Raw genomic sequence first — 15,292 nt, 5'->3', positions numbered from 1 at the left:
CCTTTTTTACAACGGAGGAAATTCGCCATGAGCTTCGGCGACCCGAACAACCCCTACGGCCAGCAGCAGCAGGGCGGGCAGCCGGGGTACGGCTACCCGCAGCAGTCCCCGCAGGGCGCGCCGCAGCAGGGCGGCTACCCGGCGGCCCCGCCCGTGCAGGGCGGATACGGCTTCCCCGGTGTGCCCACCGAGATGCCGGGCGGCGTGAAGGCAGCCCGCGTCATGCTCTACGTGATCACCGGCCTGCAGGTCATCGGCGCGGTCATCTTCGCGATCGGCGCCGCAGCCGTGGGCGCCGCCAAGAACGACGCGACGCTCAAGGACGACGTTCAGTTCCAGCAGCTTGCCGACTACTCCGGCAATGCCCTGTGGGGCATCGTGGTCTTCGCAGTGCTGTGGGGCGCCTTTGCCGTGTTCCTCGCCGTGAAGTTCGGCAAGGGAACCAACGGCATCCGCATCACGGCGATCGTCTTCGGTGCGATCACCGCGATACTCGGTATCTACCCGTTCGTGATCTTCGGTCTCGTTCACACGATTCTCGCCGTGCTGATCATCGTCTTCGTCGCGAGGGCCGACGGCAGCGCCTGGTTCAACCGCCAGCAGCAGCCGCAGTACTGATCCGGCCACAGGCACCGGAATCACACGAAGGCCGTACCCCCGCACGTGCGCGGGGGTACGGCCTTCGGTCGTTCTGCCGGGTCGGTGTCAGTGGAAGAAGTGCCGCGTGCCCGTGAAGTACATCGTCACGCCCGCCTTCCTCGCGGCCTCGACGACCAGCTCGTCACGGACCGAACCGCCCGGCTGGGCCACGGCCTTGATGCCGGCCGCGGTCAGGATCTCCAGCCCGTCCGGGAACGGGAAGAACGCGTCGGACGCGGCGTACGCGCCCCGGGCCCGCTCCTCACCCGCACGCTCGACGGCCAGCTTCGCGGAGTCGACCCGGTTGACCTGGCCCATGCCGACGCCGACCGAGGCGCCGCCCTTGGCGAGCAGGATCGCGTTGGACTTGACCGCCCGACAGGCCTTCCATGCGAAGGCGAGCTCCTTCAGCTCGTCCTCGGAGAGTGCCTCACCGGTGGCGAGGGTCCAGTTGGCCGGGTCGTCGCCGTCGGCCTGGAGGCGGTCGGTGACCTGGAGCAGCGCGCCGCCGTCGATCGGCTTGACCTCGACCGTGGAGGTCGGGGCGTCGGGGCAGCGCAGCACACGGATGTTCTTCTTGCGGGCCAGGATCTCGACCGCGCCGTCCTCGTACGCCGGGGCGACGATGACCTCGGTGAAGATCTCCGCGACCTGCTCGGCCATGGCGACGGTCACCGGACGGTTGACGGCGATGACCCCGCCGAAGGCCGACAGCGGGTCGCAGGCGTGCGCGTTGCGGTGCGCCTCGGCGACGTCGTCGGCGATCGCGATGCCGCACGGGTTGGCGTGCTTGATGATCGCGACGCACGGCTCGGCGTGGTCGTACGCGGCCCGGCGCGCGGCGTCCGTGTCCGTGTAGTTGTTGTACGACATCTCCTTGCCGTGCAGCTGCTCCGCCTCGGCCAGGCCACCGGCGCCGGAGGTGTAGAGCGCGGCGGGCTGGTGCGGGTTCTCGCCGTACCGCAGGACGTTCTTGCGCTCGTACGTCGCACCGAAGAAGTCGGGGAAGCCCGAGTCGTCGGCGGCGGCGTACTCGTCCGCGAACCAGGAGGCGACGGCCACGTCGTACGCGGCCGTGTGCTGGAACGCCTCGGCGGCCAGGCGCTTGCGGGCGGTCAGGTCGAAGCCGCCCGCCTTGACCGCGGCGAGGACGTCGGCGTACCGCTCGGGGCTGGTGACGACGGCCACGGACGGGTGGTTCTTGGCGGCGGCGCGGACCATGGACGGGCCGCCGATGTCGATCTGCTCCACGCACTCGTCGGCGGACGCGCCGGAGGCGACGGTCTCCTTGAACGGGTAGAGGTTGACGACCACCAGGTCGAACGGCTCCACGCCCAGCTCGGCGAGCTGCTCGCGGTGGGCGTCCAGGCGCAGGTCCGCGAGGATGCCGGCGTGGACGCGCGGGTGCAGCGTCTTGACGCGGCCGTCGAGGCACTCGGGGAAGCCGGTGAGCTCCTCGACCTTGGTGACCGGCACCCCGGCAGCAGCGATCCTCCCGGCGGTGGAGCCGGTGGAGACCAGCTCGACACCCGCCTCGTGCAGACCGCGGGCGAGGTCTTCGAGCCCCGTCTTGTCGTAGACACTGACCAGGGCGCGGCGGATGGGCTTATTCACCGACATGACCGAGATGAACCTTTCGTCCCTCAATGCGATAGCCGTCACGGGCGAGCCGCCCCACGGCCTCGACGAGCAGCTTGCGCTCGACTTCCTTGATGCGTTCGTGGAGAGCGGCTTCGCCCTCCGCCGTGTCCGCTTCGGCCACCTCGACCACGCCCTGCGCGATGATCGGGCCGGTGTCGACGCCGTCGTCGACGAAGTGGACGGTGCACCCGGTGACCTTCACGCCGTACGCGAGCGCGTCACGCACCCCATGGGCACCGGGAAAGCTGGGGAGCAGGGCGGGGTGGGTGTTGATGAACCGGCCACCGAACCGGGCGAGGAACTCCTTGCCCACGATCTTCATGAATCCCGCGGACACCACGAGGTCCGGGCGGTGCTCGTCCGTCGCGGCCGCGAGTGCCGCGTCCCACTCCTCGCGGGTGGCGTGGTCCTTGACCCTGCACACGAAGGTCGGCAGTCCGGCGCGCTCCGCCCGTTCCAGACCGACGATGCCGGAGCGGTCGGCGCCGACCGCGACGACCTGTGCGCCGAAGCCCTCGGGGTCGCCACCGATGGCGTCGAGCAGGGCTTGGAGGTTCGTACCGGAGCCGGAGACCAGCACGACCAGACGGGCCGGTGCGGCGGAGGGGGGCGGGGAGGCCACGGCTGGGCCCTTTCTCGCGTGGTGAAGCAGAGCAGCGCTGATTTGTATGGTCGTACGAAAGAATCGAGCCCCTCGATACGGGGAACTCTACGAACGAGCCGACCGTCAGCAACGATACCGGCACCTCGGAAGACCCCCACGGGACGGGGGTGAGAGGCCGCAGGCCGACTGCGCGGCGGCTGCGGCGAAGCACGAAAGGGTCCGGGTGACGGGGTATCGGCCACCTGCGCCGCGCTCCCAGCTTTCGGCCCCTCCCGGCCGGGAGGTAGCGTCAGGGGACAGGGAACCGTCCACAGGGCGGAAATGACGAGATGGGGAAGACGTTCACCATATGCCGGACCGACGCCGCCGCACCGCCTTCCGCCACCCGCTGCCCGAGCGGACCCCACTGATGCTGCGGGAGCGCCAGTCCCCCACGGGCCCTTCCTCCTCTTCCGGTTCTTCCGGTTCTTCCGGTTCTTCCGGTCCCGCGGGCGACAACCCGTTCGCCGCACCGCCCGAGGACCGGCCCGACCAGCCCTGGCAGCCCCGTCACCCTGCGAACGCCGAAAACGGCAACGGGAACACCCAGGGGAACGGGGGCCGGGGCAACGACGACGGGTCGCCCGAGGGCGGCTCCTCCGACGACCGGCCGGTCTGGGGCAGCCAGTGGAGCAGCCAGCAGCCCGGCCGTCAGAGCGGCGGCTTCGGCGGCCGCCCCGGGGGCGAGGGCGGGCCGAAAGGCCGAGGCGGCCCCGGGGGCAGCCCCGGCGGACTGCGCTGGGATCCGACCGACCCCGCCCAGCGCCGCGCACGCTACGCGCTGCTCTGCGGCATGTGGGCCTTCTTCTTCGCACTCTTCGACTTCCCGGAGATCGCCCTGCTGCTCGGCGCACTCGCCGTGTACTGGTCGATCAGCTCGCTCCGCGCGAAGCCGAGTGGCGCGTCCGCGCCGGGCGCCGCCGGAGCACCCGGGCCGGCCGCAGCGTCCGGTGCGCCGGCCGCCGGCCCCCTCCAGGGTTCCGGTTCCGGGCGTGTTCCGGCGTCCGCGCCCGGCGCCCCCGCCGCTCCTGGCTACGGGAGGCAGCAGACCACGGCTGCGGTCAGCGGCCTGGTGACGGCGCTGCTCGCACTCTCGATCGTCGCGACGACGTTCACGGTGCAGTTCGTCTACCGCGACTACTACACCTGTGTGAACGACGCCTTGACCAAGTCCGGCCAGCTGGCCTGCAACGACCTGCTGCCGAAGCCGCTGGAGCCCTTCTTCGGCGTCAAGAACTGACACTTCACGGATTTACGGATCCACGGACGGCCCAGCCTCACCCGGCAGGGCCGTCCGTTCGCGCCAGGGGTCGGTCGGCAGGAAGTCGTACGGCTCGGAGTCGTCGCTCCTCCCGTCCGCCGCGGACACCGACGCAGCGCCGCCGGTTGCGGGGACAGTCGCCGCAGCGGGTACGCCCCCAAAAGCGCGGACGGGCACGCGAACGGCTCCCGGTCCGGGCACCGGCTCGGCCACCTCGCCCTCGTCCCGGCGCCCGGACCGCTTCCACCACCACCGCCGGCCGCCATCATCCGGCTTCCGAGGCACCTGCCCGGGGCTCTTCGCAGGCGCCTGAGCTGCCGACGCGCACTCCGCCGCTGCCGTCTCCTGCGCCGCTCGTCGCACTCGCCGTCCCCCGTCGCCGCCCCGCAGCCGCCAGGCCCGGAGCAGCAGCGCCACGGGAATGCCGAGCAGTGCCGTCCATGCCAGGGCCGCCGCACCCGTCGGCCACCACACCGGGCCGAACTCCGCCAGCGCACCGGTGCCGAGCGGTCCCCCCGCGGCCGCGGCCAGCGCCGCCGTGCCGACCCCGCACCCCACCGCCCCCAGGCCGGCCGTCAGCGCGGTCTCCCGCAGGCTCCACGCCTCCTCCCGCCCGGCATGGGCGGGCGCGGCCCGCCGTACCGTGAACCAGGCGACCGTCACCCCGGCCACGACCGGCACCGCCCCGGCCGCCCAGTTCAGGACCGTCCCCGGGCCCTGGGCCGGCACCGCGGCGAGCAACGGGAAAACGGGCAGCGCCGGGCGCCCCGAGAAGGCGAGCGGGGTGACCGCGGACGCCGTACCGAGCGCAAAGCCCGGACCGAGTCCGTACGCGGCACCCCACACCGCCGCATTCGGCACCAGCACCAGCGCGAGCAGCAGTACCGGGACCCGTCCCGACCAGTCGCCCGAGAGCTGGACGAACGACTGCTGAGCCGCCTGTGCATGCCACACCAGCGCCACCGCGACGAGCAGCGCCCCGCCACCGAGCAGCACCGCCACCCCGGCCGCGGCCGACCGGCACACCGTCTCCGCGTGCTCCCTGAACCGGGTACGCGCCAGCTTCTCGTGCAGGCGCACCGGCGCCCAGGACGGCGGCGCGATCGGGCGCCCCGATGCCGTCCAGACCCCGGCAGCCGCCGCGCCCATCACCACAACGGCCGAAGGGAAGAGCAACGACGGTGCGTACACGGACAGCGAACCACCCCGCACATAGAACGCGACAGCGGCTCCGACCAGCAGATATCCGCCGCTGACCATGGCGAACGCGCCCGCCGCCGAGGGCGCCGGGCGCCCCTCGACGGACTCCAGGGCGTCCCGGGCCGCACGGTGTGCCAGCCACACCGGCACCACGGCGAGCAGCAGCGGGACGACGCCGACCGGGGCCGGGGCTCCGCCGAGCGTGTCGGTCCTGATCAGCTCGGCACCGTGGGCGAGCAGCCAGAGCCCGGCCGCCACGTGGAGGGCCCCGCCGGGGCCGTTGTCGGGAGCCGGGGAGCTGATCCACAGCCCCACGGCGAGCACGGCGAGTGCGCCCAGCCCCAGCCCGGCCGCAAGCGCCCCACGCAGGAAGGCGAAGGTGAGAACGGCGGACCGGCCCTGCTCTGCCGACAACGACGGGCTGCGTTCGGTCACTTGGGTCACACGGCAATGCTCCCAACGACACGCGCTTATTCCGTGTAACAGGCGAACGACCGCTGTGTCGCTCAATATACGTGTATGTACTTTTTCGCCCAGTGCAGGGCCCGCGGGGGGTCTTTCATGACAGAGAGCTCGCCCGATGCGCCGAACGGGCGGCGCGCCCGACGACACCGGCGGCGGCCGCGAGGCTACCCAAGCCGGTGACCGCCACGAAACAACCGCCGCCCCGTCCGCTGTCCCGACCGCCGACCCCCGTCGAAGCCACTGGGAGCACCGCCATGGCCCCGACCGAGCCGGGCACCACCCCCGAACTTCCGGACAAGTACGGCGCATCCGGCACACCTGTCACGGACAGCCCATCCGTCACCCGTGCCGCGCCTGAAACACCAGAAGCATCTGAGGCACCGGCCGAGGCATTCGATGCCCTGTACAAGAGCTGCGCCGCCGCCCTCTTCCACCAGACGTTTCTACTGACCGGGCGTCGGAACCTCTCCCAGGAGTCCGTCGCGCGGGCCTTCGCGCGAGCCTGGGAGCACTGGCCGGAGGTCGCGGTGGACCGTGATCCGGCGGGCTGGGTGCGGGCCGCCGCGTACGAGTACGCGATGTCGCCCTGGCACCGTCTGCGCCGCACGCACCGCCCCCTCGACCCGCCGCCCGCTGAACCCGGTGCGCGCGCACTGCTCGGCGCGCTGCTCGACCTGCCGCCGTCGTACCGTCGCACCCTGCTGCTCTACGACGGTGTCGGCCTGGATCTTCCGGAGACCGCGGCAGAGACGGAGGCCAGCACCCCGGCGACGGCGAGCAGGCTGATGAACGCACGTGCCGCGGTCGCCGAGCGGCTGCCCGAGCCGGCGGAGCCGTCGTCCTCCACCGAGCAGTCGGCGCTCCTGCATCAACAGCTCGGCGCGCTCGCCCGGGCCCAGCCCCCCGCCTCGCTCCCCTCGCCCGACACGATCCGTACGGACAGCGAGCGCAAGGCCCGGGTGTGGACCAGAGCGGCCATCTCCTTCACGGTGCTGCTCATCGGTCTGACGCTGTTCACCCTGGCGACGGCTCCGGACCGGTACGAAACCCCGGAGTCGCCCGCTCAGCAGGTCGGCGGGGTGCCGCCACGAGGTGGCCCGCAGAAGCTGACGCCGCAGGACCTGAATCTGCAGAAGAGGCTTCAGAGCGAGCTCGTCCAGGGTCCTTCCCGGCTGGTCCCCGACGCCGGCTGACCGGGAGGACCGAGAGGACCGGCAGACGGACAGCCGGACAGCCGGACGGAGAAACAGATACGGCGCGGGCCCGTATCCCTGACCGGGGTACGGGCCCGCGCCGTCTGTGCGGTGACGCGATACTGCGGTGCTGCTCCGTCGCGGTGAAGCGATCAGGCGCCGAGGATCTCGCGCGCCAGCTTGGCGGTCTCGGTCGGCGTCTTGCCGACCTTGACGCCGGCGGCCTCAAGGGCCTCCTTCTTCGCCTGCGCGGTGCCGGAGGAGCCGGAGACGATGGCGCCGGCGTGGCCCATGGTCTTGCCCTCCGGGGCGGTGAAGCCCGCGACGTAACCGACGACCGGCTTGGTGACGTTCTTCGCGATGAAGTCGGCCGCGCGCTCTTCGGCGTCGCCGCCGATCTCACCGATCATCACGATCAGGTCGGTCTCGGGGTCGGCCTCGAACGCCGCGAGGGCGTCGATGTGCGTCGTGCCGATGACCGGGTCGCCACCGATGCCGACGGCGGACGAGAAGCCGATGTCACGGAGCTCGTACATCATCTGGTAGGTCAGCGTGCCGGACTTGGACACGAGACCGATGCGGCCGGGCTTGGTGATGTCGCCCGGGATGATGCCGGCGTTGGACTGACCGGGGGTGATCAGGCCGGGGCAGTTCGGGCCGATGATCCGGGTCTTGTTGCCCTTCGAGCCCGCGTACGCCCAGAAGGCGGCGGAGTCGTGGACGGCGATGCCCTCGGTGATCACGACGGCGAGCGGGATCTCGGCGTCGATCGCCTCGACGACGGCGGCCTTGGCGAAGGCCGGCGGCACGAAGAGAACCGACACGTTCGCGCCGGTCTTCTCCATCGCCTCGGCGACGGTCCCGAACACGGGTACCTCGTTGCCGTCGAAGTCGACGGACGTGCCGGCCTTGCGCGGGTTCACGCCGCCGACGATGTTGGTGCCGTCAGCGAGCATGAGCTTGGTGTGCTTCATGCCGGTGGCACCGGTCATCCCCTGGACGATGACCTTGCTGTCCTTGGTGAGGAAGATAGCCATGGTGTTGGAGTCCCTCGTCCCTTACTTCGCAGCCGCGGCGAGCTCGGCGGCCTTGTCGGCCGCGCCGTCCATGGTGTCCACGCGCTGAACGAGCGGGTGGTTGGCGTCGGAAAGGATCTTGCGACCCAGCTCCGCGTTGTTGCCGTCGAGGCGCACGACCAGCGGCTTGGTGACCTCTTCGCCCTTGCTCTTGAGCAGCGCAAGAGCCTGGACGATGCCGTTGGCGACCTCGTCGCACGCGGTGATGCCACCGAAGACGTTGACGAAGACGGACTTGACGTCCGGGTCGCCGAGGATGATCTCCAGGCCGTTCGCCATGACCTCGGCGGAGGCGCCGCCCCCGATGTCGAGGAAGTTGGCGGGCTTCACGTTGCCGTGGTTCTCACCGGCGTACGCGACGACGTCCAGGGTCGACATGACCAGACCGGCACCGTTACCGATGATGCCGACCTCGCCGTCGAGCTTGACGTAGTTGAGGTTCTTGGCCTTGGCGGCAGCCTCGAGCGGGTTGGCCGCGGCCTTGTCCTCAAGGGCCTCGTGGCCGGGCTGACGGAAGTCGGCGTTCTCGTCGAGAGACACCTTGCCGTCCAGCGCCAGGACGTCACCGGAGGCGACCTTGGCGAGCGGGTTGACCTCGACGAGGAGCGCGTCCTCGGCGACGAAGGTCTCCCACAGCGTCACCATGACCTCGGCGACCTTCTCGGCCACCTCGGCCGGGAACTTCGCCTGGGCCACGATCTCGCGGGCCTTCTCGATCGTGACTCCGGTGTTGGAGTCGACCGGGACCTTCGCGAGGGCCTCGGGGGTCTTCTCCGCGACCTCCTCGATGTCCATGCCGCCCTGCACCGAGGCCATGGCCAGGAAGGTGCGGTTGGTGCGGTCGAGGAGGTACGAGACGTAGTACTCCTCAAGAATCTCCGGCGCGGTCTCGGCGATCATCACCTTGTGGACCGTGTGGCCCTTGATGTCCATGCCGAGGATGTCGGTCGCGCGGGCGACCGCCTCGTCGGGGGTGGCGGCCAGCTTGACGCCGCCGGCCTTGCCGCGGCCGCCGACCTTCACCTGCGCCTTGACGACAGACTTGCCGCCCAGCCGCTCGGTCGCCTCGCGGGCTGCCTCAGGCGTGTCAATGACTTCACCGGCCAGCACCGGTACACCGTGCTTGGCGAAGAGGTCCCTCGCCTGGTACTCGAACAGGTCCACGCGCGTCCGTCCCTTTTCAGTGGTCTCGCGGTTCGTTTTCAGCGTGGGCGTGCCGCGAGGGGCAACGTGACTGCTCTGTCACTAGGAAGGCGCACACGGTGACCCGGGGTACGCGGCATGTCCATCTCGCAGGTTATCCCCGCGCTCCACAGGACCCTAAATCGCAGATCGCACCTGAGCGGTGATTACGGTCACAGATCCCGCCGGTGCCCGGGCCGCAGTGGACAAAAGGGCACTCGTGCGGTGCAGCGGGGACGGGCCCCGGACCGGGCGGATGCTGTTGGTTAATCCGCAACAGCATCCGGGCGGTCCGGGGCCGCCGGTCTCAGATGCTCCGGGCCGGGTACCCGGGAGTGCCGAAGGAGGGCACCGAGTCTGTCGCATCGGTCACATACGCCGGAGTGATCGAGGTCAGGCCCTCGGCACCGTAGGCCGCGTTCCCGGCAGTGGGACGGACACCGTCACCGACCGTACCGGCGAGACCGCCGGCGAACGGCTGCGCCTGGGCTCCGACGCCGTGCGCGCCTGGCCCGTAGCGACTTCTGCTTCGGCTTCGGCTTCCGCTTCTGTGTCCGCTGCGCGGGTCATCGTTGCCCCCCGCGCCGGGGAGCGACGGAGCGGGTTGCTGTGCCGCACGGGCCCGCGTCCCGAAGAGCAGCCCGCCGAGGAACAGCACCACCTGTAGCGCTCGCCGGGCGACCGGCCCGCGCCGGGGGCGCGGGCCGGTGGCGGAACGAACGGCTGCGGTGGTCACGTGGGGATGAGCCCTCCCCGGATGGCGCAGACCGCGGAATGCGGTCCTCCGCGGGTGACGGGGCGGTGCTTGCACGAACCTCCCGGGTTTGCGCAGGCCCTTGTTACTGATGAGTCTCCTTGTCCGGCATGGGAAGTGGCCTCTTCTCGATCGCCGCTGCCATCACTCCCGGAAACAGATCCGGGGTGCATGCGAATGCCGGTGCGCCCAGGGCCCCGAGGGCCGCCGCATGGTCACGGTCGTAGGCGGGCGCACCCTCGTCGGACAGCGCGAGCAGCGTCACGAACTGCACGCCGGATGCCTTCATCGCGGCGACCCGCTTCAGCATCTCGTCGCGTATGCCGCCCTCGTAGAGGTCGCTGATGAGGACGACGACGGTGTCGGCAGGGCGGGAGATCTTCGACTGGCAGTAGGCGAGCGCACGGTTGATGTCGGTGCCGCCGCCGAGTTGGGTACCGAAGAGTACGTCGACGGGGTCGTCGAGCTGGTCGGTGAGGTCGACCACCGCCGTATCGAAGACGACAAGCCTGGTTTGCAGGGTTCGCATGGAGGCGAGCACCGCGCCGAAGACGGAGGCGTAGACGACGGAGGCGGCCATCGACCCCGACTGGTCGATGCAGAGGATGACGTCCTTCTTCACGGACTGCGCGGCCCGCCCGTAGCCGATGAGCCGCTCGGGGACGACGGTGCCGTGCTCGGGAAGGTAGTTCTTGAGGTTGGCCCGGATGGTCCGGCCCCAGTCGATGTCGTGGTGGCGGGGCCGGTTGATCTTGGCCGAGCGGTCCAGTGCGCCGGTGAGTGTGGCCCGGGTGCGGGTGGCGAGCCGCTTCTCCAGATCGTCGACGACCTTGCGCACGACGGCTCTTGCGGTCTCCTTCGTCGTCTCGGGCATGACCTTGTTGAGAGAGAGGAGCGTTCCGACGAGATGGACGTCCGCCTCGACGGCCTCCAGCATCTCCGGTTCGAGGAGCAGTGCGGAGAGGCCGAGTCGGTCGATCGCGTCGCGCTGCATGACCTGGACGACGGAGCTGGGGAAGTATGTGCGGATGTCGCCGAGCCAGCGGGCCACGGAGGGGGCGGAGGCCCCGAGTCCGGCCGAGCGGTTGCTCCCGCCCCGGCCCCCGGGTCTGCCTCCGCCGCCGTACAGCGCGGTCAGTGCGCCGTCCATCGCGGCGTCGCGTCCGGTGAGGGTGCAGCCGGTGCTCTCTGCGCTGTCCCCGCCCAGGACCAGCCGCCACCGACGCAGCCGCTCGTCGTCCGCCGGGCCCGACTGCGGGCGGGGTCGTGCCGAGCGGTCCGCCGGGCCGGGCGGCGAGCTGTGGGCCGGGTGCGGTGCGGTGCCGGCCGTGTCCGTGGTCATCCCGTCGCCCCCAGCGGTTCCTCGGCGTTCCCGACTCTCTTGTCCGGATCTCTGTTGTCCGGATCTCTGTTGTCCGGGTCGACGCCGCCCGGGTCCGGACCGGTGCCGGTGTCCAGACCGAGCAGCAGACGCAGCACCGGCACCACCGCGTCGGCTCTGGCTCGGTCGAGTCCGGGGCCGAAGCCGGGGGCCGTCGTCCCGGTGGCGGTGGCTGTCGGCCCTTCGGCTGACGGGCCGCGCCGTACGAGTTCGCCCAGCGTGCGCCGTACGCCCGCTTCGTACACCGAGAAGGTGCGGCGCAACAGGGGCAGCACATCGGCGAAGGTGTCGGCTGGAACCCCGGTGAGCCAGGCGTCGACCAGGCCCAGCAGTCGCTCGTCGTGGACGAGGAGCATGCCGCCCCCGGCGGCTCCGCCGACGAACCCCTCGATCCAGGCCGCGGCGTCGGCCGGGGGTGTGCCGGGCGAGAGGGCCAGGCCCATCAGCCGTGCCGCGTCGTCCTCCGCGAGCCGCCCTTCGTCGAGCAGCAGGCGGGCCGCGCGGCCCCGGATGACACCCGCGACCATGTCCCGGGCGGCGAGCTTGTGCAGCACGGCGGTCCAGCGCTCACGCAGCCCGGCCCCGTCGACCGCCTGAACGAATCCGGTGAGCAGCCCGATCGCGGTGTGGACCCCGTCCACCCGGCGGTGCAGTTCGGCGGCGCCGTCGGCGTCCAGTCCGGTGCAGGCGGGAGGGAGTCCGACGCAGATCCGTTCGGCGAGCCCGGCCGCGACCTCGCCGAGAGCCGCGGTGTCCGTGGACCGCACGTCGCCGTAGCGCAGGGTGCGGGCCAGCGCGGGCAGGGCGTCGGCGAGATGGCCGACGTCGGCGTCGAGTGCGGCACGGTCGGCGAGGGCCCGCATCACCACGGGCAGCGCGTCCGGCAGTTCCGCGAGGAGGCAGTGCTCGGCGAGTGCGGTGACCTCGGCGAGTGCGGTCGCCGAAACCGCCTGGGTCTCGGCCTTGGCGGTCGCCGCGGCAAGCACGGTGGTACCCCATGTCCCGGCCTCCGCGACCCGTACGTACAGCTCGGGCTCCCAGCAGAGCCGCCAGCTCTCCCGGAAGGTGCCGGTACTCGCCCGGCCCGCGACGGGCTCGCCCCAGCCGACGGCGAGGATCCGCAGCCGGTGGAGCAGCCGGCTACGGGCCGCGTCGGTGTCCTTGCGCAGGTCGAGTTCCAACTCCCGCTCCATGGCCTCCGGCTTGAGCCGGAGTGTGCGCTGCTGTCGGGTGAGGTCGCGCTGCAGGGGTACGGCGGGGGCGGTGTCCGGCACTTCGCCGAGTGTCTCGCCGACTGTCAGCCGGTCCTGTACGAGCGCGAGCGGCACATCGGAGCCCTCGCACATCACGGCCCGGATCGCATCGGTCGTCTCGCTCAGCCCGGCCAGCGGGCGGCCGCGCATGGCGGCGAGGGTCTCGGCGAGCCTGACGGCCTCGATGACATGGGCGGACGAGACGAACCGGTCCTCGTCGCGCAGGAGTCCGGCGACCTTGGTCATCCACCGCTCGATCGGGCGGTCGGCGGTCTCGAAGAGGTGTCCGTACCAGCCGGGCGAGTCGATGCCCGCCCCGTATCCGCTGTGCCGGGCCAGCCGACGGTGCGACCAGGGCACCCAGGTCAGCTCGGCCTTGACCTTGGGCAGCCCCTTGAGCAGGGCCCGGTCGGCGGCGAGCGTGGTCCTCGTGACGAGCGCGGGCACATGCCAGGCACCGCAGACGACCGCGATGTCGTCCCCGAACTCCTTTACCGACTTGCGCAGTTGGATACGCATATACGCCTCGCGGACGGTGTCACGAGGGTGGCCGCCGTCCCCGTACACCTCGCGCAGGGCCGTCATCGCCTCGGCGAGCGCGGCGAACGGCGCCCGCGGGTCGACTGCTTCACCGCCCTGGGCGCGGTGTTCGACGACGTCCTCCCACCAGCGCTCCGGGTCGTCGTAACCCGCTGTCTCGGCCAGTACTCCGATGGGGTCGATCGGGGCATGCGCAGGCGAGCCGGCCGTAGACGGCTCCCCGGATCCATCCCCGTCCGCTCCCCCGTCCCCGCCCGTCTCGCGTTCCGCCGCCTGTGCCATGGCCAGGGAGTTCGCCGCGGGCAGGTCGATGAAGCGGACCGGGACGTCGTGCGCCAGCGCCCAGCGGATCGCGACCCACTCGGGCGAGAACGCGGCCAGCGGCCAGAACGCCGCCTGTCCCGGGTCGTCGACAGCATGGGCAAGAAGCGCGACCGGCGGCCGCATCTGCTCGTCGGCGGCCAGCGGCAGCAGTGCGTCACCCTCAGGAGGTCCCTCGATCAGCACTGCCCGCGGGCGGGCGGCCTCCAGGGCCGCACGGACGGCTCGGGCCGAGCCCGGGCCGTGGTGCCGCACTCCCAGCAGCAGCGGCCCGGCGGAACACGCGGCCCGGGTCATGCGGATACCTCGCGGCAGGCGCGGTAGAAGTCCTTCCACCCGTCCCGCTCCCGGACCACGGTCTCCAGGTACTCCTGCCAGACCACCCGGTCGGCCGCGGGATCGCGGACGACCGCGCCCAGGATGCCCGCAGCCACGTCACCGGGGTGCAGCACCCCGTCGCCGAAGTGCGCGGCCAGCGCAAGGCCGTTGGTGACGACGGAGATCGCCTCGGCCGTCGACAGCGTCCCCGAGGGAGACTTGAGCTTGGTGCGGCCGTCGATGGTGACACCGTCACGCAGCTCGCGGAAGACCGTCACGACGCGCCGGATCTCGGCCATGCCGTCGGGCGCGGCCGGGAGGTCGAGCGAACGCCCGATCTGGTCGACGCGCCGGGACACGATGTCGACCTCTGCGTCGGGGGTGGCCGGCAGCGGCAGCACGACGGTGTTGAACCGGCGGCGCAGCGCGCTGGACAGCTCGTTGACCCCGCGGTCGCGGTCGTTGGCGGTGGCGATGACGTTGAAACCGCGGACCGCCTGGACCTCCTGGCCCAGTTCGGGGACGGGGAGCGTCTTCTCCGACAGGATCGTGATCAGCGAGTCCTGCACATCGGCGGGGATACGGGTGAGTTCCTCGATCCGCGCGGTCATGCCGTCGGACATGGCGCGCATGAGCGGACTGGGCACCAGGGCGCCGCGGCTGGGCCCGTGTGCGAGCAGTTGTGCGTAATTCCAGCCGTAGCGGACGGCTTCCTCCGGGGTGCCCGCCGTGCCCTGGACGAGCAGTGTCGAGTCGCCGCTGACGGCGGCCGCGAGATGCTCGGAGACCCAGGTCTTGGCGGTGCCGGGAACGCCGAGGAGCAGCAGGGCCCGGTCGGTGGCGAGTGTGGTCACGGCGACTTCGACGAGGCGGCGCGGACCGACGTACTTGGGTGTGATCACCGTGCCGTCCGGCAGTGTGCCGCCGAGCAGGTAGGTGGCGACGGCCCACGGGGACAACTGCCAACGGGCGGGCCGCGGCCGGTCGTCGGCCGCGGCAAGGGCCTTCAGCTCGTGAGCGAAGGCGTCCTCGGCATGCGGCCGCAGGGCCTGTACGCCAATGGCGGCGGTGGTTTCGGGCACGGTCATGGATCCCCCTCCAGATCGGTCGACCTGATGTGGTTTCCACCGTGCACCATGGCACTGACAATCGGCCCCGACCGCAGGTCAGGGCCGATTCAGCGGCTGAGACCGACCGGCACATGGGGGGTGGGAGAAGGAGCGGGGCCGGGTACGTGCAGCTGCAAGGCGGAGGAGGGAAGCAACGCGAATGGGGCCTCCCCTGCTCGAGCGAAGCCGAGAGCTTGGGGAAGTTGTCGACCGACGACAACGCCGGAGGGGGGTCCCCCTGGCCCTTAAGGCCTTGGGGGAGTGCGTGCCCAGCCCCGCGACGCCGCCCCCCATGTGCGGTCGGTCCAAGGGCGGC

The 15,292-nt window shown here is 71.4% G+C and carries 11 protein-coding genes; 3 read left to right on the top strand and 8 right to left on the bottom strand.

Going from position 1 to position 15,292, the window contains the following annotated elements:
• The first annotated feature begins 27 nt into the window (after positions 1 to 27).
• Positions 28 to 618 (top strand): hypothetical protein, encoded by a 591-nt coding sequence (locus ACIPEK_RS19025; protein ID WP_401997257.1) that lies wholly within the window; start codon positions 28 to 30, stop codon positions 616 to 618.
• A gap of 87 nt (positions 619 to 705) precedes the next feature.
• Here ACIPEK_RS19025 and purH read toward each other — a convergent pair whose 3' ends face one another.
• Together purH and purN are read right to left on the bottom strand one after the other, a co-directional pair.
• Positions 706 to 2,259 carry a bifunctional phosphoribosylaminoimidazolecarboxamide formyltransferase/IMP cyclohydrolase gene (gene purH, locus ACIPEK_RS19020; protein WP_383074671.1) on the bottom strand — a complete coding sequence of 518 codons (1,554 nt, stop codon included), beginning with the start codon at positions 2,257 to 2,259 and terminating at the stop codon, positions 706 to 708.
• Entirely contained in the window at positions 2,246 to 2,902 is a 657-nt protein-coding gene (gene purN / locus ACIPEK_RS19015; RefSeq protein WP_401997254.1) for a phosphoribosylglycinamide formyltransferase, read from the bottom strand. The genes purH and purN overlap by 14 nt, the downstream gene beginning before the upstream one ends.
• A 331-nt stretch (positions 2,903 to 3,233) precedes the next feature.
• Here purN and ACIPEK_RS19010 point away from each other — a divergent pair, with 331 nt between their 5' ends.
• Entirely contained in the window at positions 3,234 to 4,163 is a 930-nt protein-coding gene (locus tag ACIPEK_RS19010) for a hypothetical protein (protein ID WP_401997251.1), read from the top strand.
• Between the two features lie 12 nt (positions 4,164 to 4,175).
• On the opposite strand, the gene ACIPEK_RS19005 is transcribed toward ACIPEK_RS19010, so the two are convergent.
• Positions 4,176 to 5,819, bottom strand: a complete 1,644-nt coding sequence (locus ACIPEK_RS19005; RefSeq protein ID WP_401997349.1) for a DUF6350 family protein — start codon at positions 5,817 to 5,819, stop codon at positions 4,176 to 4,178.
• Positions 5,820 to 6,103: 284 nt separating this feature from the next.
• On the opposite strand from ACIPEK_RS19005, the gene ACIPEK_RS19000 reads away from it, so the two are divergent.
• Complete coding sequence (locus ACIPEK_RS19000) at positions 6,104 to 7,042, top strand: RNA polymerase sigma factor (protein ID WP_401997248.1); 939 nt, start codon at positions 6,104 to 6,106, stop codon at positions 7,040 to 7,042.
• Positions 7,043 to 7,194: 152 nt separating this feature from the next.
• Here the strand turns inward: ACIPEK_RS19000 and sucD are convergent, their stop codons facing one another.
• The 5 genes from sucD to ACIPEK_RS18975 form a co-directional block, all read right to left on the bottom strand.
• Entirely contained in the window at positions 7,195 to 8,079 is an 885-nt protein-coding gene (gene sucD, locus ACIPEK_RS18995) for a succinate--CoA ligase subunit alpha (RefSeq protein ID WP_266358624.1), read from the bottom strand.
• A gap of 21 nt (positions 8,080 to 8,100) precedes the next feature.
• Positions 8,101 to 9,282, bottom strand: coding sequence for an ADP-forming succinate--CoA ligase subunit beta (gene sucC, locus ACIPEK_RS18990; protein ID WP_401997245.1), 1,182 nt, complete (start codon positions 9,280 to 9,282; stop codon positions 8,101 to 8,103).
• A gap of 857 nt (positions 9,283 to 10,139) precedes the next feature.
• The gene (locus ACIPEK_RS18985; RefSeq protein ID WP_401997242.1) at positions 10,140 to 11,396 is read right to left on the bottom strand and encodes a VWA domain-containing protein; all 1,257 of its coding nucleotides are present in this window, start codon (positions 11,394 to 11,396) and stop codon (positions 10,140 to 10,142) included.
• Positions 11,393 to 13,846, bottom strand: coding sequence for a DUF5682 family protein (locus tag ACIPEK_RS18980; RefSeq protein WP_401997239.1), 2,454 nt, complete (start codon positions 13,844 to 13,846; stop codon positions 11,393 to 11,395). The genes ACIPEK_RS18985 and ACIPEK_RS18980 overlap by 4 nt, the downstream gene beginning before the upstream one ends.
• Positions 13,843 to 14,955, bottom strand: coding sequence for an AAA family ATPase (locus tag ACIPEK_RS18975; RefSeq protein ID WP_401997236.1), 1,113 nt, complete (start codon positions 14,953 to 14,955; stop codon positions 13,843 to 13,845). The genes ACIPEK_RS18980 and ACIPEK_RS18975 overlap by 4 nt, the downstream gene beginning before the upstream one ends.
• Between the last annotated feature and the right edge of the window lie 337 nt (positions 14,956 to 15,292).

This window comes from Streptomyces sp. NPDC088246 (assembly GCF_044741025.1).
In the GTDB taxonomy this organism is placed as follows: Bacteria; Actinomycetota; Actinomycetes; order Streptomycetales; family Streptomycetaceae; genus Streptomyces.
This window is presented reverse-complemented; position numbering and strand designations above follow the sequence as displayed.

Coding starts and splice junctions, on each gene's coding strand:
- ACIPEK_RS19010 (WP_401997251.1), top strand. CDS start 3,234: ATGCCGGACCGACGCCGCCGCACCGCCTTCCGCCACCCGCTGCCCGAG.
- ACIPEK_RS18980 (WP_401997239.1), bottom strand. CDS start 13,846: ATGACCCGGGCCGCGTGTTCCGCCGGGCCGCTGCTGCTGGGAGTGCGG.
- ACIPEK_RS19025 (WP_401997257.1), top strand. CDS start 28: ATGAGCTTCGGCGACCCGAACAACCCCTACGGCCAGCAGCAGCAGGGC.
- sucD (WP_266358624.1), bottom strand. CDS start 8,079: ATGGCTATCTTCCTCACCAAGGACAGCAAGGTCATCGTCCAGGGGATG.
- purH (WP_383074671.1), bottom strand. CDS start 2,259: ATGTCGGTGAATAAGCCCATCCGCCGCGCCCTGGTCAGTGTCTACGAC.
- ACIPEK_RS19000 (WP_401997248.1), top strand. CDS start 6,104: ATGGCCCCGACCGAGCCGGGCACCACCCCCGAACTTCCGGACAAGTAC.
- ACIPEK_RS18985 (WP_401997242.1), bottom strand. CDS start 11,396: ATGACCACGGACACGGCCGGCACCGCACCGCACCCGGCCCACAGCTCG.
- ACIPEK_RS18975 (WP_401997236.1), bottom strand. CDS start 14,955: ATGACCGTGCCCGAAACCACCGCCGCCATTGGCGTACAGGCCCTGCGG.